Consider the following 26,787-nt stretch of genomic DNA (forward strand, 5'->3'; position numbering starts at 1 on the left):
AAGCGGTTATCGTCCTTTCCGCGGCTGCAATACGTTGCCTGAGTTCACCAGTTTTCCTTGTAGGGCCGTAAATCCATCTCGTGGGTCCAAGCGGACCGGGGCTGGGTGTGAACGTGCCAATAATTTTGCGCAATGGCATCGGGGGCGAGGGCGCCATCGTCGCCCAGAGCATCGAGATAGTCGCCAAACCGGCTGCGGACCATCTCGCCGTCAATCGCGCCATCGATAATGAAATGGGCGATGTGCACGCCTTGCGGGCCATATTCGCGGGCAAGCGATTGGGCGAGCATCCGCAATCCCGCCTTCATCGATGCGAAATGCGCGAAATTCGGATTGCCACGGCGCGAGGCCGATGCGCCGGTAAAGAACAGGCTGCCCTGTCCCTGTTCCCTGAGCAGCGGGATAGCGCGCTTGGCGGTCAGAAAACCGCCTAGACAGCCGACTTTCCAGAAGCGCTCCATCGTCTCCGCATCGAGCTGCTCAAACGGGATCGGAGCGTTATTGCCGGCATTGTAGATTACGGCTGCGATCGTGCCGCGCTCTTCGGCCAGCGCAAAGAGCGCATCCTGATCGGCTTCGGACGTGACATCGACCCGCACGGCTTCGGCCGATCCGCCCGCTGCGCCAATCTCTTCGGCGAGCGCTTGCACTTTTTCTTCTGTGCGCCCCGCGATGATCGCGTGGAGGCCGTTTCCGGCGAAACAGCGCGCGAGCGCGCCGCCGACGCCGCGCGATGCGCCGGCCCCGACAATGATCGCTGACTCAGGCATGTTCGGCCGGCTTTTGGGCTTCATGCGCGGCAAGCCATTCAGCCTCTTCGCCGGGTTCGGGCATGATGTCTCCACCCTCCATGACCCAGCTTGCCGGCGTGTCGCGGATCATCACGACGATATCGTCCGGCGGAATGGCGGCATGGTCATGGATGGATTGGCGAATCTCGGTGACGATCCGGCTTTTCTGCTCGTCATTCCGGCCGGCGCGGATGCTGCCCATCAAGAAGACTGTCTTTCCGTTCAGCGGCATTTCCGCGGCATCCTCCCGGAAAAACGCATGGACGAATATTGGCGGAGCGTCGGTTACCGCGCAGTGGATGCGGGTGATGTCCGCCGCGATCTTCTCCTTGGCGTCGTCGCTGATCGCGCCGGCGGTAGCATTGCACAGATAGAGGGGCATGATCTTCTCCTTGATTTACGCAGGATCGTTGATGACGCCGACCACTTCGTCGAGCGAACAGCCGGTTTCCTCGGTCCACAGAGCACAGAGTTCCTTGAGCAAAGGCACACGGGCGGACTGCTCGACCGGAGCGTGCGCGGCGAGCGACACGATCGACGAGGTCGAAGGCTTGGCGGCGGTGAAGCCGCTGCCTTTGTCGATTTCGATCCAGTTGATGGCAGCCGGCGCGTTGAAATTTCGCGTCGTGAAATCGTCGAGGCCGGCGCGCAACGCCGCCTCCGTGTCAGCCGGGATTTGACCTTCCTGTACGAGGCAGGTGCATTGGATCATCGTTTCTGCTCCTTTGGATTGTGATCGGGATCTTGGTTCAGCGGGCGCAGGCCGAGCTCGTCCAGCTTGACCTTCTCGCCATCGTCACGCCGGGGCCAGACCTGGGAAAGCTCTTCGCCAGTCAATTCGTCGACAAAGGCAAAGGGCGGACCGCCCGGATGCGCGACCCATTTGTCGCCCCATTGGGACAGGGCGATCATGACCGGGGCCAGCTCCCGGCCTTTTTCGGTCAGGCTATATTCTTCATATCTCGAACCGTCTGAGGACGGGACGCGCGTCAATATCCCGCCGTCCACCAGCTGGTTCAGCCGGCTGGCGAGGGTGTTTTTGGCGATTCCGAGCGATGCCTCGATCTGTTTGAAACGCCGCCTACCCATCATCACGTCGCGGATGATCAGCAACGACCACCAGGAGCCGACATGCTCCAGAGTCCGGGCGATCGAGCATTCCATATCTGCAAAGGACTTCGTTTTCATTCCATCACCATGGTTGCAATATGAAACCACATACGATAGCTGGTCTAATAATGCAACCAGATAGATGATTCGATATCATATGTGGAGGAGAGACGATGAAGGCGACCATTCACGGAACAATCATGTCGCCATGGGTGCGGCGCTTACTGGCCTTTTGCGAAGAAAAGGGTGTCGACTATGAAATCATCAACGTCGTGCCGTTGGGTGAGCCGGATCCTGAGTTTCTGAAGATCAGCCCGCTCGGGAAAGTTCCGGTGCTTGAAGTCGGCGGCCGATTCCTGCCTGATTCGCTGGCGGCCTGCAGCTATATCGAGAGTGCAATCGCCGAACCGCCTCTGTTCCCGGCCGATGGCTGGGATCGCGGGTGGATGTTTTGGCTCTGCGACTATCTGGGCACAGGCCTGTTTTCCAAGGTCGAGGCACCGCTATTCATCCAGCGCTTCGTCAATCCCATGTTGCTGAAAACGCCGACCGATGCGGCTGTCGTCGCGCAGGCGCTCGAACTGATGCCCGCCCATTTCGATTATCTCGAGAGCCAGCTCGATGGCGGCAAGGAGTTTCTGGTGGGTGATGCAATCAGCCTCGCCGACCTGACTGCCGGCAGTATCTTCGTCAATTTCCGGCATGCCGGGGAAACGGTTGATGCGGCGCGCTGGCCCTCGCTATCTGCCTATGTCGAGCGTATCCACGCGCGACCATCCTTTGCCCGCATCATCGAAAGGGAAAAGGAAGCCGTAGGCGAAGTTTCGCCCATGTTTGCCTGAGCCGGATTTTCGACGGTTCTCGCCGTCACACCGAAGCTTGGAGCGTCAGCTATCGGGCGCTCGACGAAGTGTATGTGTTGAACGCGAAGGTACGGAAGTTCGACGGGCGGAATTGGGAAGAGGCGAGGGCGAAACCATGAGGTCCATTGCTTATCTTCTTTGGTAGAAGTCCCTCTCCTCTATGCTAAGATCAAGCGCATGTACGAAGATCAGGATCCAAGGAGGGGCTGGAGGAAACAGTGGCTAAGCTGTATCCAAGAATTTGCGGATGAGGACACCCAACGCCGTATGTGGCTCGATCCAACGAACAACAATCCGCATTTCTCTTTCGTTGAGTATTATTGTAGTTACTACGACGATCTGAATTTGTCAGATCAGGGCTACGATCGGGCTCTGAACGAAAGATTGATCAGCGCGGCGGAATTTGCAGCAATAGCCGACTTCCACAGAATGGCAGATACCTACGAGAGTCCGACTCACGATTATGACCACGAGGCCATTCTCTCTGATCCGAAGTGGGCCGAGGTCGTGACCGCAGCACAACAGGCACAGGCGGCGCTTCTACGTTTGATCGATGATCCGACTGAGCGACGCTGTTTGGTTGGGCCTTAGACCTGTCTACCAATCGTGCCGGTGGCCGAAGGCTGCTATTCCTGTGCACCATCCCGGAATAGCTCCCGCAAAAACACCGTTTCCACGGCATGCCGCAAATCATTGTTCGGCTTCTTGCGGAAGCCATGGCCCTCGTCGGAGAACACGACATACCAAGTCGGCACGCCATTCTCGCGCAAGCCCTCGACGACCTGGTCACTCTCGGATAGCGGCACGCGCGGGTCGTTGGCGCCGGCCATCACCAGCATCGGCCGGCTGATCCGGTGGAGATTGTTCATCGGCGCGATCCGTTCGAACACGGCCGCCATTTCGGGATCGCGTTCGTCGCCATATTCGCCGCGGCGCATGTCCCGCCGGTAATCCTGGGTGTTCTGCAGGAAAGTTCGGAAATCGCTGATCCCGTAGCGCTCGATGCCGCCGACGAGGCGGTCGGAATAGAACATCATCGAGGCGAGAACCATGTAACCGCCATAGGATTGGCCATAGACGGCGACGCGGTCTGAATCGAGATCGGCCTGTTCGCCGATCCAGTCGAGCAGCGCGCCGATATCGCGCACCGAATCCTCCCGCAGCGGCCCATTGTCGAGATCGCGATAGCGTGTGCCATAGCCGTCCGAGCCGCGGACATTGGGCAGGATGACGGTCGCACCGAGCGTGTCGGCGAAATATTGCGCGCGCGCGTTCCAGCCGGGGCGCGATTGGCTCTCCGGCCCGCCATGGATATCGACGATCACCGGAGTCGGCCCCGTCGCGCCGGTCGGGCGATAGACGAAGGCGGAGACTTCCAGGCCGTCGAACGAATTGAAACGGATCAGTTCCGGCTCCGCCAGCGTTTCGGGATCAAGCGGGCCGAGTTCGGATTGGGTCCAGCGCGTCAATCGGCCCGAGGTGACGCCCCAGACCCAGACATCACCAGCCGACCGCGCCGATGACAGGCTGACCGCCAGCTGCCGGTCGTCTGCCGAGAAGCCCATGCCGGTGACGACTCCTTGCGGCAGCTCGGGTTGCGGTAGAAGTCCGCGCCGGCCAGCAATGTCGAGAATGGTGATCTGCGAATATCCACCCGCATTCACAGCATAGGCAATTGTGTACCCGTCGCCGGATTGCTCGAACATCTCCACATCCCATTCGAGATCCTGCGTAAGCGGCGTCATCGCGCCGGTCTCGCGGTCGAACTCGACGAGACGGCGGTAATCGCTGTCGCGGTTGGAGATCGCGATAACGCTGGTATCGCCCCGCGCAAATTGGGGCGATTCATCGACCGTGCCGACGCTCGGTGCAAATTCGGTCGCTTCGCCGGTCGCCATATCGAGCAGATAGATGCTGGCGTCCCGATTGGAGCGATAATTTTGCAGCAGCACCATGCTGCCATCGGACGAGATATCGCTCGGGAACATCGGCGTATCGAAGGTCGCGATCGCGCGCCGGCTGGCGGGATCGGCCGGGTTGGCCGCGTGGATCGTATATTGGGTGGAGCGCCCGGCGCTGACCCAGACCATCAGCGATCCGTCGGAGGAGAAGGTCATGGCCTGGTTGCGTGTGCCCGGCTCGGTCAGCCGGACCGGCTCGCCGGTGAGGCCCATCGCGTAAAACTGAAACCATTCATCGCCGCCCGTATCGCGGACGAGGACGAAGCGATTCTGGCCGGGAATACCGCTTGCGGATTGGACAGGTTCGGCGAAGAAGCTGAGCTGGCTGCGCGTGCCCATCGGCTCTGTGATGCGATGGACCTGATCGGTACTGCCGAACCGCGTCGTAACAAGGATCGATCCGTCATCGAGCCAGCTTTCGAACTCCGCGCTGCGATAATTCTGGAAGCGCTGAACGGCTGCATCGACGTCTGCCGGTATCTCGGGAACATTTTGCAGCGTGGCCGTGCCGATCGTGCGCTCGGCGACCTCTTGCGCGGCCAGCGGCGTAGCGGCGAAGGCGAGTGCGGCGAGGGCGGTAACGAAATGGCGCATGAAGGACTCTCCGGCAATGAAGCGTGCAAGCGCTATCTATGCCGCGTCTTCGCGATCCTGAACAGCCCGCTTGCCGTGGCCCCCGCTTTCTCCCAATAAGACCCGCAACGATAAGGAGGGGAGGGCCTATGGCCAGCGTAGCAGCGGATGCGGCGGCGCATGAACCATCGAAGAAAGAGGTCCGCCTCGTCATCGCCGCATCGTCGGCGGGGACGGTGTTCGAATGGTATGATTTCTTCATCTACGGCACGCTCGCGGCGCTGATCGGCGCGGCTTTCTTCCCGGCCGGTAACGAGACGTTGCAGCTCCTGCTCGTCTGGGCGGGTTTCGCCGTCGGCTTCGGGTTTCGGCCATTGGGCGCAATTCTGTTCGGCTTTCTCGGCGACCGGCTGGGGCGCAAATATACCTTTATCGCCACCGTGACGCTGATGGGCGTTGCGACGGCCGGGGTCGGCTTCATCCCGACCGCGGAAACGATTGGTATCGCCGCGCCGATCATCGTTATCGTTCTGCGTATCCTGCAGGGGCTGGCGCTGGGTGGCGAATATGGTGGGGCCGCTATCTATGTCGCCGAACATGCGCCGCCGGAAAAGCGCGGCTTCTATACGAGCTTCATTCAGGCGAGCGTCGTTGGCGGCTTCGTGCTCAGCATCGCCGTGGTGCTTATTTGCCGCTTCATCATTCCGGCGGACGATTTCGCGGCCTGGGGCTGGCGCGTGCCGTTCCTGCTGTCGATCATCCTGCTGCTGATCTCGCTCTGGATGCGGTTCAAGCTTTCGGAGAGCCCGGTGTTCAAGGCGATGAAGGAAGCGGGCGAGACATCGGCCAATCCGTTCACCGAAAGCTTCCGGTATCCGGGCAACAAGAAACGCATATTCGTCGCGCTGTTCGGCGTCACGGGCGTGTTGACGACGATCTGGTACACGGCCTTTTTCTCCGGCCTCTCCTTCCTGCGCGGCCCGATGCGCGTGGACGAGCTGACGGTCGAACTGATCCTGTTCACGGCCGGCTTTGTGTCGATGATCTTCTACATAATGGTCGGCAAATGGTCGGACCGGGTCGGGCGCAAAAAACCGATCATGATCGGGGCGCTGCTCGCGCTCGCGCTGCTGTTTCCGATCTTCTGGGGCATGGGCAGCCTCGCCAATCCGGGGCTCGCGCGCGCGGCGGCCGATAATCCCGTGGTCGTCAGCGGGCCCGAATGCACGACGGACCCCTTCGCCGAACTGTTCGGCAGCGAACAAACCGAATGCGGCCGGATACTCGAAACGCTGACATCGAGCGGGGTGCGCTACACGCTGGAGCCCGGCGGCGCTCTCGCATTGACCGTCGGCGGAGAGGCGATCGAGATAACGGATGAGTGGCTGGCCGATGGCATGGCGCGGCGCGATGGGATACAGGCGGCGCTTGGCGATTACGGCTTTGATTTTGCGCGCCAGACCCCACCCTTTATCAACATTCTCGGTATCTTCGCGCTGTTGCTTGTTTCGGCTGCCCTGTCTGCTTTGACCTACGGTTCGGTCGCCGCGCTGCTCTCCGAGATGTTCCCGGCGAAGATCCGCTACAGCTCCATGTCGATCCCGTACCACATAGGCGCGGGCTATCTCGGCGGCTTCCTGCCGCTGATCGCGGGCATCATCGTGGCGCGGACCGGCGATATCTATTCAGGCCTCTGGTACACATGGGCGATCGTAGCCTTTGGGGTGCTCGTCGCTTGGTGGGGGCTGCCATCGGGTCCGCCGCGCGATTTTCAAGATGACGGCTGACGCGCCGCTGAGACTGCGGCTCGACGGCAAGGCGCTCGCGCAAAACTGGCGGGCGCTTGATCGGTTGAGTGGTACGGCGATGTGCGGCGCGGCCGTCAAAGCCGATGGCTATGGGCTCGGCGCAAGACCGGTGACCGAGCGGCTGATCGCCGCCGGGTGCCGCGATTTCTATGTCGCAACTTGGGCAGAGGCGGCGGAGATCGCCGATCTATGTGCGAATATGTCGCTGACCGTGTTTCATGGCGTGCGGGCCGAAGATATGGCCGCGGCGTTGGATAGCCCGGCGCGGCCCTGCCTCAGTTCCGCCGAGCAGGTTGCGCGCTGGCGCTCGGCGGCCGGTGGGCCCTGCGACGTGATGGTCGATACGGGCATGAACCGGCTCGGCGTGTCGGTCGAAGAGGTCAGGAACGGCCTGCTCGACGGCCTCAGGATCGACACGCTCATGAGCCATCTCGCCTGCGCCGATGAGCCGGACAATGTGATGAACGAACAGCAGCGGACGGCATTGGCGGCGCTATCGGACGCGACCGATGCCGCCCGGATCAGCCTCGCCAACTCGGCGGGTATCGCCTTGGGCAAAGCCTATCATCTCGATCTGACGCGCCCGGGTCTTTCGCTCTACGGCGGCATTCAGGTCGAAGGGTTAGCGTCCGATATCCGCCAGGTCGCTTTCCCCGAGGCGCAAGTCATTCAGCGCCGCCATATCGGCCGGGGCGACAGCGTCGGTTACAATGCGACCTTCACCGCCGACAGCGATATGGAGCTGGCGATCCTCAATCTCGGCTATGCCGATGGCTATCTGCGCGGCTTTTCCGGAACCGGCATGGCGCGCTTCGGCGATGTTAAGTGCCCGGTGATCGGCCGGACATCGATGGACCTGATCGCGGTCTCCGTCGATGCCGCGTCGGAGGTTGGGGAAGGCGATTGGCTCTCCATCGATTACGACCTTCGGACCGCCGCATCGCAATCGGGTATCTCGCAATATGAGTTGCTTACCGGGCTCGGCCGCCGCTATCAGCGCGTCTGGCATGAGTAACACCGCAGCGCCCAACCCGGTCATCCTGTTCTTCGCCGCGATCGGCCGGCCCGTTATCGCTGCTTTCGCGGCGATCGGCCATGTGACGCTGTTCGCGCTGCACACGATCCGCAAGGCGCTGACCCCGCCCTGGTATCCGCTCCGGCTGTTCGAGCAAATGTTCCAGATCGGCTGGGCGTCGCTGCCCGTCGTCGCGTTGACCGCGATCTTTACCGGTGCGGCGCTCGCGCAGCAGATTTATACCGGCGGGTCGCGGTTCAACGCCCAGTCGACGGTGCCGGCGATCGTCGTGATTGCGATGGTCCGCGAGCTGGGGCCGGTGCTGGTGGGCCTGATGGTTGCGGGTCGCGTATCCTCGGCGATGGCCGCAGAGATCGGCACGATGCGGGTGACCGAGCAGATCGACGCCATGGTGACGCTGCGCACCGATCCCTATCGCTATCTGATCGCGCCGCGCCTCTTCGCCAGCGTCATCACGCTGCCGATCCTCGTGTGCATCGCCAATGTGATCGGGATTTTCGGCGGCTATCTGCTCTCGATCTACAAGCTGGGTTTCAACCCGGCCAACTATCTCACCATGACCGCCGACATTCTCGAGTTCGACGATATCATGATGTCGCTCGTAAAGGCGGCCGTGTTCGGTTTCTTCATCGCGCTGTCGGGCTGTTATGCCGGCCTGACGACGCGGGGCGGCGCGGCGGGCGTCGGCCGGGCGACGACCAACGCCGTGGTAGGGGCCTTCATCCTGATCCTGCTTTCCAATCTCATCGTCACGCTGACGGCATTCGGATGATCCCGGGATGAGCGACCAGCCGAAAATCGAACTGCGCAATGTCTCGAAGGCTTTCGGGTCCAATCATGTGCTGCGCGATGTCAGCTTTTCGGTCACTCCCGGGGAATCGATGACGGTCATCGGCGGTTCGGGCAGCGGCAAGTCCGTGATGCTCAAATGCATTCTCGGCTTGATGGATGTTGATGGCGGCCAGATTTTCGTCGACGGCGCGGATGTCTGCGCGATGAAACAGGCGGACCGCGACGATGTGCGCACCAAATTCGGGATGCTGTTTCAGGGGGGCGCGCTGTTCGATTCGCTGCCGGTCTGGCGCAACGTGACCTTCGCGCTGACGAGCGGGCGCTACCGGAACAGCGGTGAGATGCGCAAAGTCGCGCTCGACAATCTGGAGCGGGTGGGCCTCGGCGAAGAGGTGCTCGAACTCCGGCCCAGCGAGCTTTCCGGCGGCATGCAGAAGCGTGTGGCGCTGGCCCGAGCGATCGCGCCGCGCCCCGAAATCATATTTTTCGACGAGCCGACGACCGGCCTCGATCCGATCCGTACCGATGTCATCAACAGGCTGATCCTCGAGCTCGTCCGCGATCTCGGTATCACCGCGCTGACGATCACGCACGATATGGGATCGGTCGAGAAAATCTCGGACCGCGTCGCGATGCTCTATGACGGCCGGATCATCTGGTCGGGTCCGGTGGGCGATCTACGGCGCTCGGGCGATGTTCATGTCGACCAGTTCGTCATGGGGCACGCGGACGGGCCGATCGCGTGATGTACGCACGATAGTGCGGGGATAGGGAGATGGAGCGGGTCACGATTGCGCCGCGGATCGAAACGGACCGGCTGATCCTGCGCGAATTCCGCCGCGAGGATTTCGACGCCTATTGTGCGATGCTCGCCCAGCCGGATGTCGGCCATTTCATCGGTGGCGTGATGACGGACCGTACCGCAGCTTGGGAGAAATTTACGCGCGCCCCCGGCTTCTGGGCACTGCTCGGCTATGGGATGTGGATCGTCGAGGAGAAGGCGAGCGGCCGAATGGCGGGCAATATCGGATTCGGCGATTTCCAGCGCCCGATGAAGCCGCCGCTTCCAGATTTACCCGAAGGCGCCTGGGTGTTCGACCAATGGGCCCATGGCAAAGGCTATGCGAGCGAAGCGCTGGCGGCGGCATTGGATTGGGCGGACACCAACCTGAACTATCCGAAATATTGCTGCATCATCAGCCCGGACAACGAACCCTCGATCACATTGGCTCGAAAATTCGGGTTCGTCGAGACGCGCCGGTCGCTGTTCAAGGATGAAGACATACTGGTGTTCGAACGGCCAGTCTTCAGGTGACCGCCGCCTTTTCGGCAAAGCGTTCCTCCCGCCAGATGCCGCTGTCGAGGATGTCGCCCAATATCTCGACTGCCCGCCAGACATCCTCGAAGCGCAGATAGAGCGGCGTCAGGCCGAAGCGCAGGATATCGGGCGCGCGGAAATCGCCGATCACGCCGCGTTCGATCAGCGCCTGGCTGATTGGCCAGCCATCGGAATGCGCGAAGGAGATATGGCTGCCCCGATGCGCGGCATCGCGCGGCGTGATCAGGTTCAGGCCATAGTCGCCGCATCGTTCTTCGACGTGCGCCACGAACAGATCGAAGAGCGCGGCCGATTTTGCGGCAACAGCTTTCATCTCGATATCAGCGAACAGCTCGACTCCAGTCTCCAGCGCCAAAAGGCTGAGGATCGGCGGTGTGCCGCACAGGAAGCGTGTAATGCCCGGCGCTGGCTCATAATCGTCGCGGAACTCGAACGGTGCGGCATGGCCCATCCAGCCTGACAAAGGCGAATGGATTTCCTCCTGCAAATCCTCGCGGACATACAGAAAGGCTGGCGCGCCGGGCCCACCATTCAGATATTTATAGCCGCAGCCGACAGCCAGATCGACATCGCAGCCATTAAGGTCGACAGGAATCGCGCCGACGCTGTGGCTCAGATCCCAGAGCGTCAGCGCGCCTGCATTATGCGCCGCTTCGGTCAATCCGGCCATGTCGTGCCGCTCGCCGCTCTTGTAATGGACATGGGTCAGCATCATCAGTGCGGTTTCGGGACCGAGCGCATCGGCGAGATCGCCGGCCTGTTCGGTATGGACGATATGGTCGGGCAGGATTCCGGACGCGCCCTTGGCGGTGTAGAGATCGGTCGGGAAATTGCCGGGCTCTGTCAGGATATGCGAGCGGCCCGGCCGCAGCCGCGTCGCCGCGACGATCAGCTTGAAGAGGTTGACCGAGACCGAGTCTGTGACGATCACCTCATGCGGTTTCGCTCCGATCAGCGGCGCGATCTTCGCGCCGATCCGCTGCGGCGCGCCGATCCAGTCATTGCTGTTCCAGCTGCGGATTAGGTCCGCGCCCCATTGCCGCGCGACCGCGTCCTCCTGCGCGGTGACCGTCGCCTTGGGCAACGCGCCGAGCGAATTGCCATCCAGATAGATGACGCCGTCCGGCAGTGCGAAATGCGCGCGCATCGGCGCAAGGGGATCAGCGGCATCTTGGGCCTGGGCGTCGGCAAGCGTTGTCATGAAACCTGCCTTAGCAAAGTCCGCAGACGCCAGTCACCCAAAGCGGCATGGGCGGGGTCGAACTTGTTCGTCACGGCCAAGACATCTAGGCCAGGGCAATCGATAAGAATTGGGGGGATAATAATGTCAGATCAGAATGGGGCAGATCAGGGCGGCGGAAAGGGCCTCGCAGCATTCTCCGCGCTGCTCGGCGTGGTGGCAGCTTTGCTCGTTATCTCGGTACCCGCGGGCGTGTGGAATTATTCAGCGGAGGGAGCGACACTTCTGACTGGGATCATCTGTGCGGCGCTGGCCGCGGTGCTTGCCTTCAGCTCGCGCCGGGCCGGTAGCAACGCGCTCAATCTCATGGGTCTTGCGCTCGGCGTCATAGTGTTGGCGATCGGTGCGGCTATGCTGCTGACCGGCGGCTTCGACGTGGAATTCGGATAGGATCAGGATTCGGGCGGAACGCGGCCGAGCGCCGCTTCGATCAGCGCGACTTGCCGCTCCCAGCTCGCCGTGCCCGGTGTCACCAGTTCGACATGGCCTTCGCCGGGTATGACAACCAGTTCGATATCGGTCACGTCACGCGCCAGATTGGCGTTGCGATAGGCTTCGGCATATTCGGGCGGGGCTATCCGGTCGCGGTCCGCATTGACGAGGATCTGCCGGACGCCCGGTGCCCGCATGCGTTGCGGCGATGTCAGATTGGGCCGGCCGCCCATCATCAGGCGCGGCGCCTCCGTGCCGCACGGATGGCCCTCACGCTGTGTGCCGGCCTCGAGATCGGGCAGGCCGCCCTGGCTGATGACCGTGCGGATATTGAGCGAATGGGGCGATAGGGCGACGCGGAATTGTGGTTGCGAAGCCGCAAGCCAGAGCGCGAGATGGCCACCGGCGGAGTGTCCGATCACCACCGTATTCCACTCGGCGATGTTATACTGCCGGCGATGGTCTATGAGCGACTGGGCCGCTGCGGCGACGTCTTCGTACGTTCCCGGATAGCCGCCCCCGTCGCGATCGACACCGCGATATTCGATATTCCAGACGGCGATCCCGCGATCCCTTAGGTCTCCGGCGATCCAGTTCATGATGTCGCGTTCTGCGATATCGGTCTGCCAGCAGCCGCCATGGATCATCAGCACCACCGGATGCAGCCCGTCGCCCTCCGGCAGCCAGAGTTCGGAAAACTGAAGATCGCCGTCGCCATAGGGAATGCGGATATCCGTCTCCGGCTTTGGTCGGGCGAACAGATCGTCCCATGTCATGATGTCCGGCTGCGCCTCTGCGGCGGGTGGGGCGTTGTTTTCGGCGGGTTCGTCGGGCATCGTGCAGGCGGCCAATCCGGCAAGGCAGGCGGCAAGCGCCATGCGAGTGATGATCGTCATGGCGCAAAGGCTAAGGCCGCCTGCTAATGAATGCAATTCGCCTTACGCGGTTTCGCAGCCTTCGAAATGGGCCGTCAGCAGATCCTGCCAGGCGGCTTCGCCGCCATCGTCCGTTTCGACCAGGCGGAGCGCGAAATCGTCCATGCCGGCATGGTTGGGGATACCCCATTCCGCGCCGAGGACATGGCCGGTTTCGGCATCGATCCAGAGCGGACCGCCATTCTCGCCGAGTGCCGGGCCCGCAACCTCGAAGCGGATTGCGGCAGTACCGCGATAGTCTTCCTCGCCGGCATATTCGGCGTCGGCGCGGCCCAGATGACTGAGATGGCGACCGCCCGGCGCATCGGTCCGGATCAGCGGTAGGCCGAAGGAGAAGCCCGCGCGCGGATTATCGAGCGCCATCGTCTGCAGCGATAGGGTGGCGAGATCGAAATCGTAGAGATGGTAGATCGGTTCTTCGACGCGTACCTGCTCACGCACCATCCGGTCGGGCAGGGCGGCCTCGGCACGCAGCATCGCGGCCGCGCCGTCATAGCTAATCGTTGCGAAGGTCTCGTGGCGTGCTTCCGGCATCAGCCGCCCGCCATTGATGATCGCTGCGCGGCCCGTATCCGCGTCGACCCAGGCGGTTACGAATGCCGCGCCTTCGCAGCGTCCACGCGACTTGTATACTTCGAGGCGATTTGCCGCAGCGCGATAGACATAGACATTCTCCGCGTCGCTGCCGTCCTGATTGCTACGGACGTAATGATAAATGCGCCCCTCAGTGGCCTCAGTATCGTTACCGCCGCCGATAGCGCCGGCGCCGAAACCGGCTGCGAGAAGACCTACTGCCGCGGTAAGTGCGATTTCCTTGAACATTCCTGAACCCCGATCTCTGTTTCAGTTCGACCGGTCTGCGCCGGCATCACCACATACAGAGCAGGAGTTGTGCCAGTTATTGAAAATAGTTATTTTTCAATTGCTTACGGCTTTTCGCCTGTTACATGTCATCTGGTGGCTGCGAAACCGTGGGAAATTACGCCAAATCATGGGGTAAAATTTGGCGTTTTTCGCCAATTTCTGCGGGAATTTTAGCGTTCGACGCACATGGCGATGCCCATGCCGCCGCCGATGCAGAGCGTGGCGAGACCCTTATGCGCGTCGCGCTTCTGCATCTCGTAGAGCAGGGTCGTCAGCACGCGGGCGCCGGACGCGCCGATCGGGTGGCCGATGGCGATGGCGCCGCCATTGACGTTGACCTTGTCCGGGTCCCAGCCAAGCTCCTTGCCGACAGACAACGCCTGCGCGGCGAAAGCTTCGTTTGCTTCGATGAGATCGAGATCGCCGATCGACCAGCCGGCCTTTTCGAGCGCGCGCTTCGTAGCGGGGACGGGGCCGATACCCATGATCGACGGATCGACGCCTGCCGATGCCCAGCTTGCAATCCGCGCGAGCACGGGTGCGCCCCGGCGCTCGGCCTCGTCCGCGGACATGACGACCAGCGCCGCCGCGCCGTCATTGATGCCGCTCGCATTGGCTGCCGTGACGGTGCCGTCCTTCTTGAAGGCGGGGCGCAGGCTGGCAAGGCTCTCAGCCGTCACGCCGGGGCGAATATATTCGTCGTCCTCGACGACTGTTTCGCCCTTGCGATGGGTTACCGTCACCGGTGCGATTTCGTCGGTAAACCGGCCGTCCGCGCGGGCGCGCTCGGCATTGTTCTGCGACAAGGTGGCGAAGGCGTCCTGATCCTCGCGTGTCACCTGATAGCGTTCGGCCAGATTCTCGGCCGTGATGCCCATATGATAATCGTTGAACACATCGGTGAGGCCATCCTTGATCATCGTATCGACCAGCCCGATCGGCCCCATCTTTGTGCCGCTGCGCATATGCTGGCAATGCGGGGAGAGCGACATATTCTCCTGTCCGCCCGCGACGACGATCGTGGCATCGCCGGTCGCGACCTGCTGGCTGGCGATGGCGACCGCGCGCAGGCCCGATCCGCATACCTGGTTGACGCCCCAAGCAGGAATTTCCTTGGGCACGCCGGCGGCCATGGACGCCTGGCGCGCCGGGTTCTGTCCTTCGCCGGCGGTCAGCACCTGGCCCATCACCACTTCGGAAACATCACCGGGCGCGACGCCCGACTGTTCGAGAGCCGCTTCGATCGCGACCTTGCCCAGTTCATGAGCGGGTGTTGTCGCAAATGCGCCGAGGAAGCTGCCGACGGGCGTGCGCTTGGCGGCGGTGATGACGATATCGGGCATGGCCGGAGACCTTTCGCTGAAAACTGGTGAGTCGCGGGCGATCTTACTCTTTGTGCTGCACCTGCGAAAGCCATTGTGCGAGCGGCTCCCAAAGGGCCTGCCGTCCGCGGCCGCCGACGACCATGCCGACATGGCCCTGTTTCAGCGTAAGCACGTCGCCGGTTCGAGCCGCCGTCGCTTCGGGGACGATCCGGTCGCTGGTCGAAACGATATCGAGAGTCGGGCAGGGCAGGGCAGCGGGGTCGATATGCTGGCCGCCGACTTTCCATTGCCCTTGGCCGGGCCGGTTCGCCTGAAACAATTCTTCGACCAGTTCCCGGCCGGCGCCATAAGTCAGCGGCGGGCCATCATTGGCCCAGTCTTCGAGCGCCACGAAGGCGCGCGCTTTGGCGCTACCCGGATCGAGCGTTCCGAACATCTCGAACTTGCTGACGGTGCGTGCCGGATCGAGTTTCCAGAATCCGGTTTGCAGAACCTCCATGGGCAGCGCGCCGATCTCGCGCGCTGTCGGCTCGGCATTCTCCCAGAGCGATTGAAGACCTTCGCGCGCCTCCTCCGGAAAACCGTCGAAGCGCCACGGCGCGGCCATCGTCACCAGCGAGAGCGGCGTGCGCAAAGTGGCGGCCGCCATCGCCATGGTGCCGCCAAGGCAATAGCCGACCAGATGTGCGGGCCGGTCGATCGCGTCGATCAGCGGCAACAGCAGCGTCTCGATATGGCCGGCAACGGTGAGGTCAGCTTCGTCCGGCGCCGGCGCACCCCAGTCGACGAGATAGGGATGGACGCCCGCGCCGCTCAGCCAGCGCAGGAGCGAATTGTCCTCGGCCAGATCGAGAATGGTCCGCGGGTTGATCAGCGATGGCACGAAGATCGCCGCCGGACCCTCACCACCATAATCGAGCAGCCGTGCGCGCCCCGCTTCCGCGGCGACCGGAACGGCGGGCGGGGGCGGCGCGCGTTCGGCCTCCTGATAGGCTTTCAGCCCGGCCAGCGCCGCCGCCATCCGCTCCGGTGATGCTGCGGTTTCGCTGCGCAACAAATCGAGGAAAAGCGGGAGAGGGCGGGGTTTGTGTTGCAGTGCACTATCTCCCGGTGCTAGATGGCCCCATCATTTGGAGACATAGTCATGGCTAAATCCGGTTCCGACTCCGACACGGTCATCATCAAGAAATACGCCAATCGCCGCCTCTATAACACCGAAAGCTCCAGTTACATCACGCTCGATCATCTCGGCGACATGATCCGCGACAAGCGCGATTTTCAGGTCATCGATGCGAAGAGCGGGGACGATATTACCCGTAGCGTGTTGACCCAGATCATCATGGAAGAGGAAAGCCAAGGGCAGAACATGCTGCCCGTCAGCTTTCTGCGCGACTTGATCGGCATGTACGGCAATTCGATGTCCGCGATGGTGCCGCAATATCTCGAAGCCTCGATGGAGGCGTTTCAGCGCAATCAGGCAAAGTTCCGCGACGCCATGGAAGGCGCGCTGGGCTCCGGCCCGTTCGGGGAGATTGCGCGCCGCAACATGGAAATGTTCGAGGCGGCCGCCGGCGCCTTCCAGCAGTCGATGAAGCCGGGTGCGAGCGCCAGCGACGAAGACAGCCATCGCGATGCCGAGGTGGAGGCGCTGAAGGATCAGCTCGCCCAGCTCCAGGAACAGATCGAAAAGCTCAGCAAATAAAAAGAGCTCCGGCAGTGGCGGATCGTGCCGCTGCCGCTGAGCGCTTTTCCTAGAAGTTCGCGCGGACGGTGAAGCGCGCGTTGAGCGGCTCGCCCGTCGAGATATTGTTGTTGTTATGCGCGGCGGGGAAATAGTCTTCGTCGAACAGATTCTCGACATTGAGCTGCACGCGGACATTCTCGCTGATGTCGTAGAACAGCGCCGCGTCGAACCGGGTGAAGCTGGGCAGGCGTACGCTGTTATCGATCGCGGCGAATTGCGAGGACTGGTGGGTCACGCCGACGCCGATGCCGAACTGTTCGGTCACGTCGATATGGTTCCACATGGACAGCATATGCTCGGGAACCTGGGCGAGCGTGCGATTGGCCAGCGTCGTGCCGACCACGCGGCCGCGCTCGTCGGCGTCGAGATAGCTGTAGCCAGCATTCACGCTCCAGCCGGGCAGGATTTCCCCGACCAGCTGCAGTTCGAAGCCTTCGGTGCGGCTGCCCGTGAGGATCGAATTGCCCGGATCGTTCGGGTCGGGCGTCGTGCCGTTTTCGCGATCGAGGCGGAAGATCGCCGCGGTCAGGCTGAGGCCCGGCTGCGGGTCCCACTTGATGCCGATCTCGTAATTGTCGAACTGTTCGGGCGCCAGCGACTCGGTGGTCGGCGACAGCGTCAGGAACTGGTCGCCGGAGCGCGGCAAGAAGGAGCGCGCATAACTGGCGTATAGCGACACATTGTCCTGCGGCTTGTAGATGATGCCGATCCGCGGCGACCACTCGCTGTCCGACCGGCTCAGAAAACCGTCATTGCCGTCCGCCGCGCCGTCATTCACCTCGATCTGGTCGACGACATCGATCTCGAAATGATCGAAGCGGATACCCGCGACGATGATCACATGATCGCCGATCGCGATCTGGTCCTGCGCGTACACGGAGAAGAATTCGGCATCCGAATTGCGTGCGCGGGTGAAGCGCGGGAAGGTGAAGGCGGGGATCGCCAGCGGGTCCGTAAAACCAAAAGTGATCTGGTCGTCCATGCTGCCCGCGAAGAGCACATCGCGCCGCGCATTTTGCGTTTGCTGGTCGCCATATTCATAGCCGAACAACAGCGTGTGGCCGATCGCACCCGTATTGCCGCGCCAGATCAGATTGCCCTGGATGATGAAATTTTCGCGCTGCGTCGTGTCGCGATAGCCGTCCAGTGAGACTGTGTTGGCGACATCGTCGAAGCCGACCGGATAGATGTTCTGATAGAATTTGTTGTAGTCGGCATATTGCAGCGTCGAATTGTAGGAGAGGCTGTCCGAGAAATCATGCTCGAAGCGCAGGCGCGAGATATGCGCCTCCAGCGTCGTGAAATTGGCATCGGGGTCGCCGAAAAATGTATTGTCGAACCCTTCCAGCGGCTCGCCGTTCAGCGCAGGGACGCCGCGATCGACCACCCGGTCGTCATCGACATATTCATAGGAGCCGATGAGCCGCGTGTTGGGGCCAAACTCAAGCGTTGCGGTCGGATTGATCGCGAAGCGATCGCCGTCGAAAAAGTCGCGATGATTGTTGAGCGATTCGTAAAAGGCGTTCAGGCGGAACCCTAGCCTATCGCCGGCCGCGATATTGGCATCGCCGGCGATATAGACGGAGCCGAACGTGTCGACGCTCGCCGTGCCGTTGCCAAACGTATCGCCAGCAATGGCCGTCTTGGTCACGCGGTTGATGATCCCGCCGCCGCCGCCACGGCCGAAGATCATCGCATTCGATCCGCGCAGGATTTCGATGCGCTCCAGATTGTAGAGCGGTCGGAAATATTGGACGTCGTCGCGCAGGCCGTCGATGTAGAAGTCGGCGGTCGTATTCTGACCGCGGATCGTGATCTGGTCGCGATGGCCTTCGCCCTGGCCGATCGATGCGCCGGGCGTGTAGCGGAGAATGTCGCCGATATCGCCGAGAACCTGGTCGTCGATCTGTTCGCGCGAGATGATCGAAAGGCTTTGCGGCACGTTGATCAGCGGCGTTTCCGTCTTGGTCGCGCTGATCGTGTCTTCCTCGAAATATTGGCCGGTGACGACGATCTGCGGGCCGGTCGAGGTCATCGTCGTGGTTGCCGGCGTCGTCACGCCTTGCGCCGACGCCGTGCCATGCACAAAAGCGATGGATGATATGCTCGCCATAAGGGGAAGGCCGACACGCGAGACGTTACGCAACATGAGAAATCCAATCGGAAAGGGAAGCTAGGAAAGGTCTGTCGATAGATTTCGATAATGAGAACGATTATCATAAGCAATCAAAAAGAGGCAGCTGAGCCAAAAAACATGCGCTGTGCTTTCGGTGTCACGCGAACGAAGCGGAGCGCCAAATGACGCTCGGTGCCTTCGCGGTCGCCGCCCTGTTGGCGGGCATATTCGCCGGCTGGATGGACTGGCGGCGCAACAATCGCGATCATCTCGACAAGGTCGGTTGGGTCAATTGGACGCTGGTGATGATGCTGTCGCTGATTGCTGCGGCGATGCTGGGATTATTGGCCGCAGGCACTTAATACTCCGCTCTCAATGTTCTTGATATGTTCCGATTGCCGGGTTAGGCTCATGGAATGGCGGCCAAAACCATGATCGAGAAGCTTAAGATACTGGCCGATGCGGCGAAATATGATGCGTCCTGCGCATCGTCGGGCACCAGTAAGCGCAGTGCGATCGGCACCGCAGGCTTGGGTTCGACCGAAGGTATGGGGCTGTGCCACGCCTATGCACCGGACGGGCGGTGCATCTCTCTGCTCAAGGTGTTGCTGACCAATTTCTGCACCTTCGATTGCCGCTATTGCGTCAATCGGGTCTCATCCAATGTCGAGCGGGCACGCTTCACGCCCGAAGAGCTCGTCCGGCTGACGCTCGATTTCTACAAGCGCAACTATATCGAGGGCCTGTTTCTCTCGTCCGGCATTATCCGCTCGCCCGATTATACGATGGAGCAGATCGTCGAAGTTGCGCGCAGCCTGCGCGAGGATCATGGCTTTCTCGGCTATATCCATCTCAAGTCTATCCCCGAAGCATCGCCCGAGCTGATCGAAGCGGCGGGCCGCCATGCCGACCGGCTCTCGATCAATATCGAGCTGCCGCGCGCTGAAGGCCTGCGCCACTATGCGCCCGAAAAATCCGCGAAGACCATTCGCGCGGCGATGGGCAATGTGCGCAGCGGCATAGATGCAAACCGCGGGGAGCGCCGGTCGCGGCTTGTCCGCAAGGCGAAGCCGCCGCGTTTCGCGCCGGGCGGTCAATCGACGCAAATGATCGTCGGCGCCGACGGGTCGGACGACATGCAGATATTGACGGCATCGACGAGCCTGTACGGCGACTACAGGCTGCGGCGCGTCTATTATTCCGCCTATAGCCCCATTCCCGATGCCTCGGCGGACCTGCCGCCGATCCGCCCGCCGCTGGTGCGCGAGCATCGCCTGTATCAGGCCGACTGGATGCTCCGCTTTTACGGGTTCGAGGTTGGCGAAATCATGGAGGGCGGCGCGCAGGGCATGCTCGATCTCGCCATCGATCCGAAGCTCGCTTGGGCGCTCGTCCATCGCGAATGGTTTCCCGTCGATATCAACCGGGCACCGCGCGCGCGGCTGTTGCGTGTGCCGGGCCTGGGGCCGGTCGCGATCGGCAAGCTGCTGAAAGCGCGGCGATCGGCGAAGCTGCGGCTCGACGATCTGGCGCGGCTGACCGTGTCGGTGAAGAAGCTGCTGCCCTTTATCGAAGCTGCAGACTGGTCGCCCGGTGTGCTCACCGATAGCGCCGGCCTTGCGGCCCGGGTCCGCCCGCCCGCCGAACAATTGTCGCTATTCTGATGCCGACCGTTGCACTTGCCTCGCCGACGGATTGGAAGGGTTGGCGCAATGCCGCCCGGAATCTGTGCGCGCAGGGCGTGCGGCCTGAGGCGGTAGAATGGCAGAGCGGAGAGGCGCAGCCGGGATTGTTTGCGGAAGCCGCGGATACCGCGCTGACCGCTTCGCCCTCCGTGCAGACACGCGTACCGAGCGCATTTTTGACGCTGAGCCGGCTAGTCATCTGCCATCGCGATGCTGAGCGCTTTGCGCGTCTCTACCGGCTGCTTTTTCGTCTCCAGCGCGAACATCATCTGCTCGCCAATGCGGCCGATCCGGATGTCGCCTGGGCGCATGGATGCGCCAAGGCCATCCGGCGTGATCGGCACAAGATGCATGCGTTCGTCCGCTTTCGGAAAGTCGGCGAGCAGGGCGGCCGTGAGCGGTTCGCCGCCTGGTTCGAGCCCGATCACCGGATCGTCGAACTGGCGACGCCTTTCTTCGTCCGGCGCTTTCCCAATATGGACTGGGCAATCCTGACGCCCGAACGCTCGGCCATCTGGCAGGACGGTGCGTTGCGCTACGAAGCCGGCGCGTCCCGGCAGGACGTGCCCGATGCCGATATCGTGGAAGTGGAATGGAAGGCCTATTTCGCCGCGATCTTCAATCCTGCACGGCTGAAGGTGAAGGCGATGACGGCCGAAATGCCGAAGAAATATTGGCGCAATCTCCCCGAGGCCGTGCTGATCCCAGGCCTGATTGCGAAAGCCGGAGACCGGTCCGACGCCATGCGGACCGATGGCGTGACCGAACCCAATGCGCTGTCGAAACGGATAGCGCGGCGGCGCGAAAGCTAGAGGCAAGCCTCGAGGCAAGGCTGTTCGAAACCGAAGGCCTTCGCCTTGTCGAGCGTGTAGGGGCGCAAGCCCATCGAGCGATATTCGCCGATGATTTTCCCGTTATCGTCCTCGCCCGTATATTCGAACTTGAACAGTTCCTGCGTGACGATGACGTCGCCTTCCATCCCGATCACCTCGGTGATGTTGGTCGTCCGGCGCGAACCGTCGCGCAGGCGCTTCACCTGAATGATGAGATCGACCGAGTCGGCAATCTGTTTCGAGATCGCTTCCTTCGGGATCTTGATGTCGCCCATCATGACCATGTTTTCCATACGGCCCAGGCATTCGCGCGGGCTGTTGGAGTGAAGCGTACACATCGAGCCGTCATGGCCCGTATTCATTGCGGCGAGCAGGTCGAAACATTCCGCGCCGCGAATCTCACCCAGGATGATGCGATCGGGGCGCATACGCAGGGCGTTCTTGACGAGGTCGCCGATCGATATCTCGCCCTTGCCCTCAAGGTTTGCGGGGCGGGTTTCCAGCGGCAGCCAGTGCGGCTGCTGCAGACGAAGTTCGGCGGCGTCCTCGATGGTCAACACGCGCTCGCCCGGGTCGATCATCTTCGACATGGCGTTGAGCATCGTCGTCTTACCCGAACCCGTACCTCCTGAGATGACCGTGTTGAAACGGCTGGCGCCGGCCACCTTCAGGAAGGTCGCCATCTTGTCCGACATGGAATCCCAATCCTTCATCATGTCGATGGTGATCGGCTTGTCGGAGAATTTACGAATCGAGATTGCCGTGCCGCGCAGCGAGAGCGGCGGCACGATGACGTTCACACGCGAACCGTCGGCGAGACGGGCGTCGGCCAGCGGCGTCGTCTGGTCGACACGGCGGCCGACCGAGTTACAGATGCGCTGGGCGATCTGCAGCAGATGCTCTTCGTCGCGGAACTTGATCTTGGAGAGTTCGAGCTTGCCCTTGCGCTCGACATAGGTCTGTTCCGGGCCGTTGACCATGATGTCGTTGATGTCCGGATCGGAGAGCAGTTCTTCGAGCGGGCCGAGACCGAGCAGCTCGTCGACCAGCACTTTTTCGAGCGCAAACTGTTCGCGCCGGTTCAGCGTGATTTTCAGCTCAGCGAGCACCTCGGAGATGATCGGGCGGAATTCTTCGGCCAGTTCGGTTTTGGTGAGCGTCGATGCCGCTTCCGGATCGACACGTTCGAGCAGGCGCGGCAGCACCTGTTCCTTGATCTTATGAACCGAGGCTTCGAAACCCTGCGCTTCTTCCGCCGCTTCGGCGACCGCATTGGCGCGGTCGTTGAGCTTCGACATGGCATCGGCTTCGGGCGGAATGATCGATCCGTCATCCTCCGCTGGCAGGTCGAGCGAATCGATCGGCGGGAACTGTTCGCCGCCCTTGCTGTCCTTCGCCTCCGTATCGCCGGACGTGCCGGAGCCGCCCTGCATGGGCCGTGCGACGCCGAAAGAAGGTTTCTGGCCACCGCCTTTTCGTCCAAATGCGCTCATCCCATCCCTCAATACGATATGCCCGCGTCAGGCGAGCCGGTTCGGAATGGTGAATAGATTGAAAACTTTGACAATTAGCTAATGCCCGTCAAAGGGGAGCAATGGCAGCGGAAAACCCCGAAAATGCAGCGAAATTGCGGATAAGCGGAGACTCGACCGCAATCGGGCTGCTGCTCGCGCTGGCCGGTTTCGCCTGCCTGTCGATGGGTGACGGCATCATCAAGTCGATCGCCGGCGAATGGCCGGGGTTGGCTGTAGCCGCCCTGCGCTATACCATTGGTTCAATTGGATTATTGCTATTGTTGTTGATGGTAGAAGGGCGCAGAGGTCTGCGCTGCCCCCGGCCCTGGGTCCAGATCGGCCGGGGCGTGTCGGTGGCGCTGGCGACGCTTTTCTTTTTCAGCGCGATTTTCGTCATGCCGCTCGCCGATGCGACCGCGATCCAGTTCACCGCGCCAATGATTACCGCAATCTTATCGACGCTCATGCTCGGCGAACGCATGCCGCGCATTACCTGGTACGCCACCGGCATTGCCTTTGTCGGCATGATCCTGGTTTTGCAGCCCAATATCTTCGATCTGGGCTGGAGCGTATTATTGCCGATCGGCGCGGCGGTCTGCTTTTCCTTCACCATCGTTTTCAACCGCATGGCGGCGGGCAGTGGTTCGGGCCTGTTGATGCAGGTGCTGATTTCCGCGATCGCCACGCCGGTCATGATTGCCGCGGCCTTTATCGGCCATGTCTCAGGCGTCGAAGGTCTGCATGTGGACATGCCGGACTGGAGCGTGATCGCCCGCTGCGCGCTGGTCGCGGTCACGGCGTCCTTCGGCCACTGGCTCGTCTATATGGCGACGACCAAGGCCTCGGCGGCCGAAACCGCGCCGATGGTCTATGTGCAATTGCTGACAGCGGTCGCCATCGGCGTGACTTTTTATGGCGATTATCCGGACCCGCTCGCGATGGGCGGGGCGGCGCTGATTATCGTCGCGGGGCTGTGGCTATGGAACCGGCAGCGACGGCGGGCTGCGGCCTAATCGAGGGAGCGCCTAGTCTTCCTCGACGACCTTTTCGGCGAGGATCGTCAGGCCTTTAGAGTTCACCTCGGCGAACCCGCCTTCGACCTTGATCGTCTCGGCTTCGCCACCAGCAGTCTTGTAGATCGAGATATTGCCATCGCGGATCGTGGTCATCACGGGCGCGTGGCGCGCGAAAATGCCCATATCGCCCTCCGTGCCGGGCACGACGACCATATGCACTTCTTCCGAGCGGAGAAGTTTTTCGGGCGTCACAAGTTCGAAATTGAGAGCCATCTGATTCAGTCCTTCAACGCTTTGTCGAACATCGACGTCGCCGTCTCGAATTTATCACGGCATCCGGTGTTGCAGAAGCCGAACACCGCGCCCTTGTAGAGCGTCAACGAGTCGGCCGAGACGGGTTTCCCCGACCATGGGCACACTTCATTGACGCAATCTTCAAGGCGCAAGTCCGCCATCGCTACGCCGCTTCTGCGGCCAGTTCGCGAGCCCGCTCACGGACGTCGTCGATGCCGCCGACCATGTAGAAGGCCGCTTCGGGCAGGTCGTCATGCTTGCCTTCGACCACTTCCTTGAACGAGCGGATCGTGTCCTCGAGTTCGACGAAGATGCCGGGCTTGCCGGTGAAGACCTCGGCCACGTGGAACGGCTGGGACAGGAAGCGCTGGATCTTGCGTGCGCGCGCGACGATCAGCTTATCTTCTTCCGAAAGCTCGTCCATGCCGAGAATGGCGATGATGTCCTGCAGCGACTTGTAGCGCTGGAGCGTTTCCTGGACGGCACGGGCCGTATCGTAATGCTCCTGGCCGACAACGCGCGGTTCGAGCACGCGGCTGGTCGAGTCCAGCGGGTCAACCGCCGGATAGATGCCGAGCTCCGAAATGGCGCGCGACAGCACGGTCGTGGCGTCCAAGTGGGCGAAGCTGGTAGCCGGTGCCGGGTCGGTGAGGTCGTCGGCCGGCACGTAAATGGCCTGTACCGAGGTGATCGAACCCTTGTTGGTCGAGGTGATGCGCTCCTGCAGGTTGCCCATGTCCGTTGAGAGCGTCGGCTGATAGCCCACGGCCGACGGAATACGGCCGAGCAGCGCGGACACTTCCGAGCCCGCTTGCGTAAAACGGAAGATGTTGTCGACGAAGAAGAGCACGTCCTGGCCTTCCTGGTCGCGGAAATATTCGGCGATCGTCAGGCCCGACAGCGCGACGCGGGCGCGGGCGCCCGGCGGTTCGTTCATCTGGCCGTATACGAGGGCCACTTTCGAGCCCTCGGAGATCGCGACGCCTTCGTCATTCTTGGCGATAACGCCGGCATCGAGAAATTCGTGATACAGGTCGTTACCCTCGCGGGTGCGCTCGCCGACACCGGCGAACACTGAGGTGCCACCATGGCCCTTGGCGATATTGTTGATCAGCTCCTGAATGAGCACGGTCTTGCCGACGCCGGCGCCGCCGAACAGGCCGATCTTGCCGCCTTTCGCATAGGGCGCGAGCAGGTCGACGACCTTGATGCCCGTGACGAGAATTTCGGCGTCCGTCGACTGGTCGACAAAGGGCGGTGCGTCAGCGTGGATCGGCGCGGTGTCCTCGGCGCCGATCGGGCCGAGTTCGTCGATCGGTTCGCCGACGACGTTCATGATGCGGCCAAGCGTCTTCGGGCCGACCGGCATGGTGATCTGGTTGCCCGTATCGGTCACTTCCTGGCCGCGGACCAGACCCTCGGTCGCGTCCATCGCGATCGTGCGGACCATATTCTCGCCGAGATGCTGGGCGACCTCGAGCACGAGGCGGTTGCCATTATTGTCGGTTTCCAGCGCCGACAGGATCTCGGGCAGCTCGTTCGGGAAGCTGACATCGACGACGGCGCCGATGACCTGGCTAATCGTGCCGACATTGTTGGTGGTGGTGGCCATGATTGTTACCTCTTGCCTTCTAACTGCCTAGAGCGCTTCGGCGCCCGAGATGATTTCTACGAGTTCGGTGGTGATCGCGGCCTGACGGCTGCGGTTATATTCGATGGTCAGCTTGTCGATGAGCTCGCCGGCGTTGCGCGTCGCGTTATCCATGGCGGTCATCGAGGCGCCCTGTTCCGACGCCGCGTTTTCGAGCAGCGCGCGGAAAATCTGGATCGACAGGTTGCGCGGCAGCAGTTCGGAGAGGATTTCCTCCTCGTCCGGCTCATATTCGACAGCGGCCTTGCTGCCCGCCTCTGCTTCTTCGGGAACCGGAACCGGGATGATCTGCTGCGTTTGCGGTTCCTGAACCAGCGCCGATTTGAACTTGGAATAGAAGAGCCAGGCGACATCGAACTTGTCGTCCTCAAGCCGCGCGACCAGCTCCTCGGAGATCGCTTTCGCATCGTCATAATGCGGGTTCTTGATGTCGCTCGTGTCGTAATGATGGTCGATCGCGTCCGCGTAAAAGCGTTTGACGACCGGCTTCGCCTTCTTGCCGATCAGATAGAAGGTCACGTCCTTGCCCTCGGCGATCAGCGCATCGGCCTTTTCGCGGGCTTCCTTGACGATATTCGTGTTGAACGCGCCGCACAGACCACGATCCGACGTGGCGACGACCATCAGATGCCGCTGCGTCTTGCCGGTGCCGGCCAGCAGCTTGGGCGTGTCGGAATTGATCGAGACCTTGGACGCAAGGCTCGTCATCACGCTTTCCAGCCGCTCGGCGTACGGGCGCGCGGCCTCGGCCGCTTCCTGCGCCTTGCGGAGCTTGGCGGCGGCGACCATCTGCTTGGCCTTGGTGATCTTCTGGGTCGATTTGACCGACCCGATCCGATCCTTGAGTTCTTTAAGACTTGCCACG

The 26,787-nt window shown here is 61.8% G+C and carries 29 protein-coding genes; 13 read left to right on the forward strand and 16 right to left on the reverse strand.

The features are described 5' to 3' along the window. Positions 1 to 44: 44 nt before the first annotated feature. The 4 genes from Q0974_RS09470 to Q0974_RS09485 are packed head-to-tail and all read right to left on the reverse strand — an operon-like array spanning position 45 to position 1,979. Positions 45 to 770 (reverse strand): SDR family NAD(P)-dependent oxidoreductase, encoded by a 726-nt coding sequence (locus Q0974_RS09470; RefSeq protein ID WP_299326928.1) that lies wholly within the window; start codon positions 768 to 770, stop codon positions 45 to 47. After that, positions 763 to 1,173, reverse strand: coding sequence for a tautomerase family protein (locus Q0974_RS09475; protein ID WP_299326930.1), 411 nt, complete (start codon positions 1,171 to 1,173; stop codon positions 763 to 765). Before Q0974_RS09475 ends, Q0974_RS09470 begins: the two co-directional genes overlap by 8 nt. Before the next feature lie 15 nt (positions 1,174 to 1,188). Next, positions 1,189 to 1,503: a hypothetical protein gene (locus Q0974_RS09480; RefSeq protein WP_299326932.1), complete on the reverse strand. Its 315-nt coding sequence runs from the start codon at positions 1,501 to 1,503 to the stop codon at positions 1,189 to 1,191. Beyond that, entirely contained in the window at positions 1,500 to 1,979 is a 480-nt protein-coding gene (locus Q0974_RS09485; RefSeq protein ID WP_299326934.1) for a helix-turn-helix domain-containing protein, read from the reverse strand. The genes Q0974_RS09480 and Q0974_RS09485 overlap by 4 nt, the downstream gene beginning before the upstream one ends. A 95-nt stretch (positions 1,980 to 2,074) precedes the next feature. On the opposite strand from Q0974_RS09485, the gene Q0974_RS09490 reads away from it, so the two are divergent. Together Q0974_RS09490 and Q0974_RS09495 are read left to right on the forward strand one after the other, a co-directional pair. Then, on the forward strand, positions 2,075 to 2,743 hold the full coding sequence (locus Q0974_RS09490) for a glutathione S-transferase family protein (protein ID WP_299326936.1): 669 nt from the start codon (positions 2,075 to 2,077) through the stop codon (positions 2,741 to 2,743). A gap of 198 nt (positions 2,744 to 2,941) precedes the next feature. Next, positions 2,942 to 3,355 (forward strand): hypothetical protein, encoded by a 414-nt coding sequence (locus Q0974_RS09495; RefSeq protein WP_299326938.1) that lies wholly within the window; start codon positions 2,942 to 2,944, stop codon positions 3,353 to 3,355. 35 nt (positions 3,356 to 3,390) lie between these two features. Here Q0974_RS09495 and Q0974_RS09500 read toward each other — a convergent pair whose 3' ends face one another. Continuing rightward, positions 3,391 to 5,319 (reverse strand): alpha/beta fold hydrolase, encoded by a 1,929-nt coding sequence (locus Q0974_RS09500; RefSeq protein ID WP_299326940.1) that lies wholly within the window; start codon positions 5,317 to 5,319, stop codon positions 3,391 to 3,393. Positions 5,320 to 5,447: 128 nt separating this feature from the next. On the opposite strand from Q0974_RS09500, the gene Q0974_RS09505 reads away from it, so the two are divergent. Genes Q0974_RS09505 through Q0974_RS09525 form a run of 5 tightly spaced genes read left to right on the forward strand, consistent with a single transcriptional unit; the run spans position 5,448 to position 10,249 of the window. Then, positions 5,448 to 7,085, forward strand: coding sequence for an MFS transporter (locus Q0974_RS09505; RefSeq protein ID WP_299326942.1), 1,638 nt, complete (start codon positions 5,448 to 5,450; stop codon positions 7,083 to 7,085). Further along, a complete protein-coding gene (alr, locus tag Q0974_RS09510) occupies positions 7,075 to 8,121 on the forward strand; it encodes an alanine racemase (RefSeq protein WP_299326944.1) in 1,047 nt (348 codons plus the stop codon). The genes Q0974_RS09505 and alr overlap by 11 nt, the downstream gene beginning before the upstream one ends. Then, the gene (locus tag Q0974_RS09515; protein ID WP_299326946.1) at positions 8,114 to 8,914 is read left to right on the forward strand and encodes an ABC transporter permease; all 801 of its coding nucleotides are present in this window, start codon (positions 8,114 to 8,116) and stop codon (positions 8,912 to 8,914) included. Before alr ends, Q0974_RS09515 begins: the two co-directional genes overlap by 8 nt. Positions 8,915 to 8,921: 7 nt before the next feature. Continuing rightward, on the forward strand, positions 8,922 to 9,680 hold the full coding sequence (locus Q0974_RS09520) for an ATP-binding cassette domain-containing protein (RefSeq protein ID WP_299326948.1): 759 nt from the start codon (positions 8,922 to 8,924) through the stop codon (positions 9,678 to 9,680). Positions 9,681 to 9,709: 29 nt separating this feature from the next. Continuing rightward, positions 9,710 to 10,249, forward strand: a complete 540-nt coding sequence (locus Q0974_RS09525; RefSeq protein ID WP_299326950.1) for a GNAT family N-acetyltransferase — start codon at positions 9,710 to 9,712, stop codon at positions 10,247 to 10,249. Here the strand turns inward: Q0974_RS09525 and kynU are convergent. After that, entirely contained in the window at positions 10,242 to 11,474 is a 1,233-nt protein-coding gene (gene kynU, locus Q0974_RS09530) for a kynureninase (protein ID WP_299326952.1), read from the reverse strand. The genes Q0974_RS09525 and kynU overlap by 8 nt on opposite strands. 123 nt (positions 11,475 to 11,597) lie before the next feature. Between kynU and Q0974_RS09535 the strand changes: the two genes are divergently transcribed. Further along, complete coding sequence (locus Q0974_RS09535) at positions 11,598 to 11,903, forward strand: hypothetical protein (RefSeq protein ID WP_299326954.1); 306 nt, start codon at positions 11,598 to 11,600, stop codon at positions 11,901 to 11,903. Positions 11,904 to 11,905: 2 nt separating this feature from the next. On the opposite strand, the gene Q0974_RS09540 is transcribed toward Q0974_RS09535, so the two are convergent. The 4 genes from Q0974_RS09540 to Q0974_RS09555 all read right to left on the reverse strand — a co-directional run bounded on the left by Q0974_RS09540 (position 11,906) and on the right by Q0974_RS09555 (position 16,126). After that, entirely contained in the window at positions 11,906 to 12,841 is a 936-nt protein-coding gene (locus Q0974_RS09540; protein WP_299326956.1) for an alpha/beta hydrolase, read from the reverse strand. 42 nt (positions 12,842 to 12,883) lie between these two features. Then, the gene (locus tag Q0974_RS09545; RefSeq protein WP_299326959.1) at positions 12,884 to 13,702 is read right to left on the reverse strand and encodes a hypothetical protein; all 819 of its coding nucleotides are present in this window, start codon (positions 13,700 to 13,702) and stop codon (positions 12,884 to 12,886) included. 212 nt (positions 13,703 to 13,914) lie between these two features. Then, positions 13,915 to 15,087, reverse strand: a complete 1,173-nt coding sequence (locus Q0974_RS09550) for an acetyl-CoA C-acetyltransferase (protein WP_299326961.1) — start codon at positions 15,085 to 15,087, stop codon at positions 13,915 to 13,917. 43 nt (positions 15,088 to 15,130) lie between these two features. Further along, positions 15,131 to 16,126, reverse strand: a complete 996-nt coding sequence (locus Q0974_RS09555; RefSeq protein WP_299326963.1) for an alpha/beta fold hydrolase — start codon at positions 16,124 to 16,126, stop codon at positions 15,131 to 15,133. A gap of 87 nt (positions 16,127 to 16,213) precedes the next feature. Between Q0974_RS09555 and phaR the strand changes: the two genes are divergently transcribed. Next, positions 16,214 to 16,771 carry a polyhydroxyalkanoate synthesis repressor PhaR gene (gene phaR, locus Q0974_RS09560; protein ID WP_299326965.1) on the forward strand — a complete coding sequence of 186 codons (558 nt, stop codon included), beginning with the start codon at positions 16,214 to 16,216 and terminating at the stop codon, positions 16,769 to 16,771. Between the two features lie 49 nt (positions 16,772 to 16,820). Here phaR and Q0974_RS09565 read toward each other — a convergent pair whose 3' ends face one another. Next, positions 16,821 to 18,962: a TonB-dependent siderophore receptor gene (locus Q0974_RS09565; RefSeq protein ID WP_299326967.1), complete on the reverse strand. Its 2,142-nt coding sequence runs from the start codon at positions 18,960 to 18,962 to the stop codon at positions 16,821 to 16,823. 149 nt (positions 18,963 to 19,111) lie between these two features. Between Q0974_RS09565 and Q0974_RS09570 the strand changes: the two genes are divergently transcribed. The 3 genes from Q0974_RS09570 to Q0974_RS09580 are packed head-to-tail and all read left to right on the forward strand — an operon-like array spanning position 19,112 to position 21,426. Then, the gene (locus Q0974_RS09570) at positions 19,112 to 19,291 is read left to right on the forward strand and encodes a hypothetical protein (RefSeq protein ID WP_299326969.1); all 180 of its coding nucleotides are present in this window, start codon (positions 19,112 to 19,114) and stop codon (positions 19,289 to 19,291) included. Positions 19,292 to 19,345: 54 nt separating this feature from the next. Then, complete coding sequence (locus Q0974_RS09575) at positions 19,346 to 20,593, forward strand: putative DNA modification/repair radical SAM protein (protein ID WP_299326971.1); 1,248 nt, start codon at positions 19,346 to 19,348, stop codon at positions 20,591 to 20,593. Beyond that, a complete protein-coding gene (locus Q0974_RS09580) occupies positions 20,593 to 21,426 on the forward strand; it encodes a TIGR03915 family putative DNA repair protein (protein ID WP_299326973.1) in 834 nt (277 codons plus the stop codon). Before Q0974_RS09575 ends, Q0974_RS09580 begins: the two co-directional genes overlap by 1 nt. On the opposite strand, the gene Q0974_RS09585 is transcribed toward Q0974_RS09580, so the two are convergent. Beyond that, positions 21,423 to 22,940, reverse strand: coding sequence for a CpaF family protein (locus Q0974_RS09585; protein WP_299326975.1), 1,518 nt, complete (start codon positions 22,938 to 22,940; stop codon positions 21,423 to 21,425). The two genes, Q0974_RS09580 and Q0974_RS09585, sit on opposite strands and share 4 nt — an antisense overlap. 101 nt (positions 22,941 to 23,041) lie before the next feature. Between Q0974_RS09585 and Q0974_RS09590 the strand changes: the two genes are divergently transcribed. After that, positions 23,042 to 23,974: a DMT family transporter gene (locus tag Q0974_RS09590; RefSeq protein WP_299326977.1), complete on the forward strand. Its 933-nt coding sequence runs from the start codon at positions 23,042 to 23,044 to the stop codon at positions 23,972 to 23,974. A gap of 12 nt (positions 23,975 to 23,986) precedes the next feature. On the opposite strand, the gene Q0974_RS09595 is transcribed toward Q0974_RS09590, so the two are convergent. From Q0974_RS09595 to Q0974_RS09610, 4 genes are read right to left on the reverse strand one after another with little or no spacing between them, the layout of a single operon-like run. Next, the gene (locus Q0974_RS09595) at positions 23,987 to 24,250 is read right to left on the reverse strand and encodes an ATP synthase F1 subunit epsilon (protein ID WP_299326979.1); all 264 of its coding nucleotides are present in this window, start codon (positions 24,248 to 24,250) and stop codon (positions 23,987 to 23,989) included. Positions 24,251 to 24,255: 5 nt separating this feature from the next. Beyond that, on the reverse strand, positions 24,256 to 24,432 hold the full coding sequence (locus Q0974_RS09600) for a glutathione S-transferase (protein WP_299326981.1): 177 nt from the start codon (positions 24,430 to 24,432) through the stop codon (positions 24,256 to 24,258). Between the two features lie 2 nt (positions 24,433 to 24,434). Next, positions 24,435 to 25,883, reverse strand: coding sequence for a F0F1 ATP synthase subunit beta (gene atpD / locus Q0974_RS09605; protein WP_299326983.1), 1,449 nt, complete (start codon positions 25,881 to 25,883; stop codon positions 24,435 to 24,437). A gap of 27 nt (positions 25,884 to 25,910) precedes the next feature. Beyond that, on the reverse strand, positions 25,911 to 26,786 hold the full coding sequence (locus Q0974_RS09610; RefSeq protein ID WP_299326985.1) for a F0F1 ATP synthase subunit gamma: 876 nt from the start codon (positions 26,784 to 26,786) through the stop codon (positions 25,911 to 25,913). Position 26,787 lies beyond the last annotated feature (1 nt).

The sequence above is a fragment of the Parasphingopyxis sp. genome, assembly GCF_028279465.1.
Classification (GTDB): domain Bacteria; phylum Pseudomonadota; class Alphaproteobacteria; order Sphingomonadales; family Sphingomonadaceae; genus Parasphingopyxis.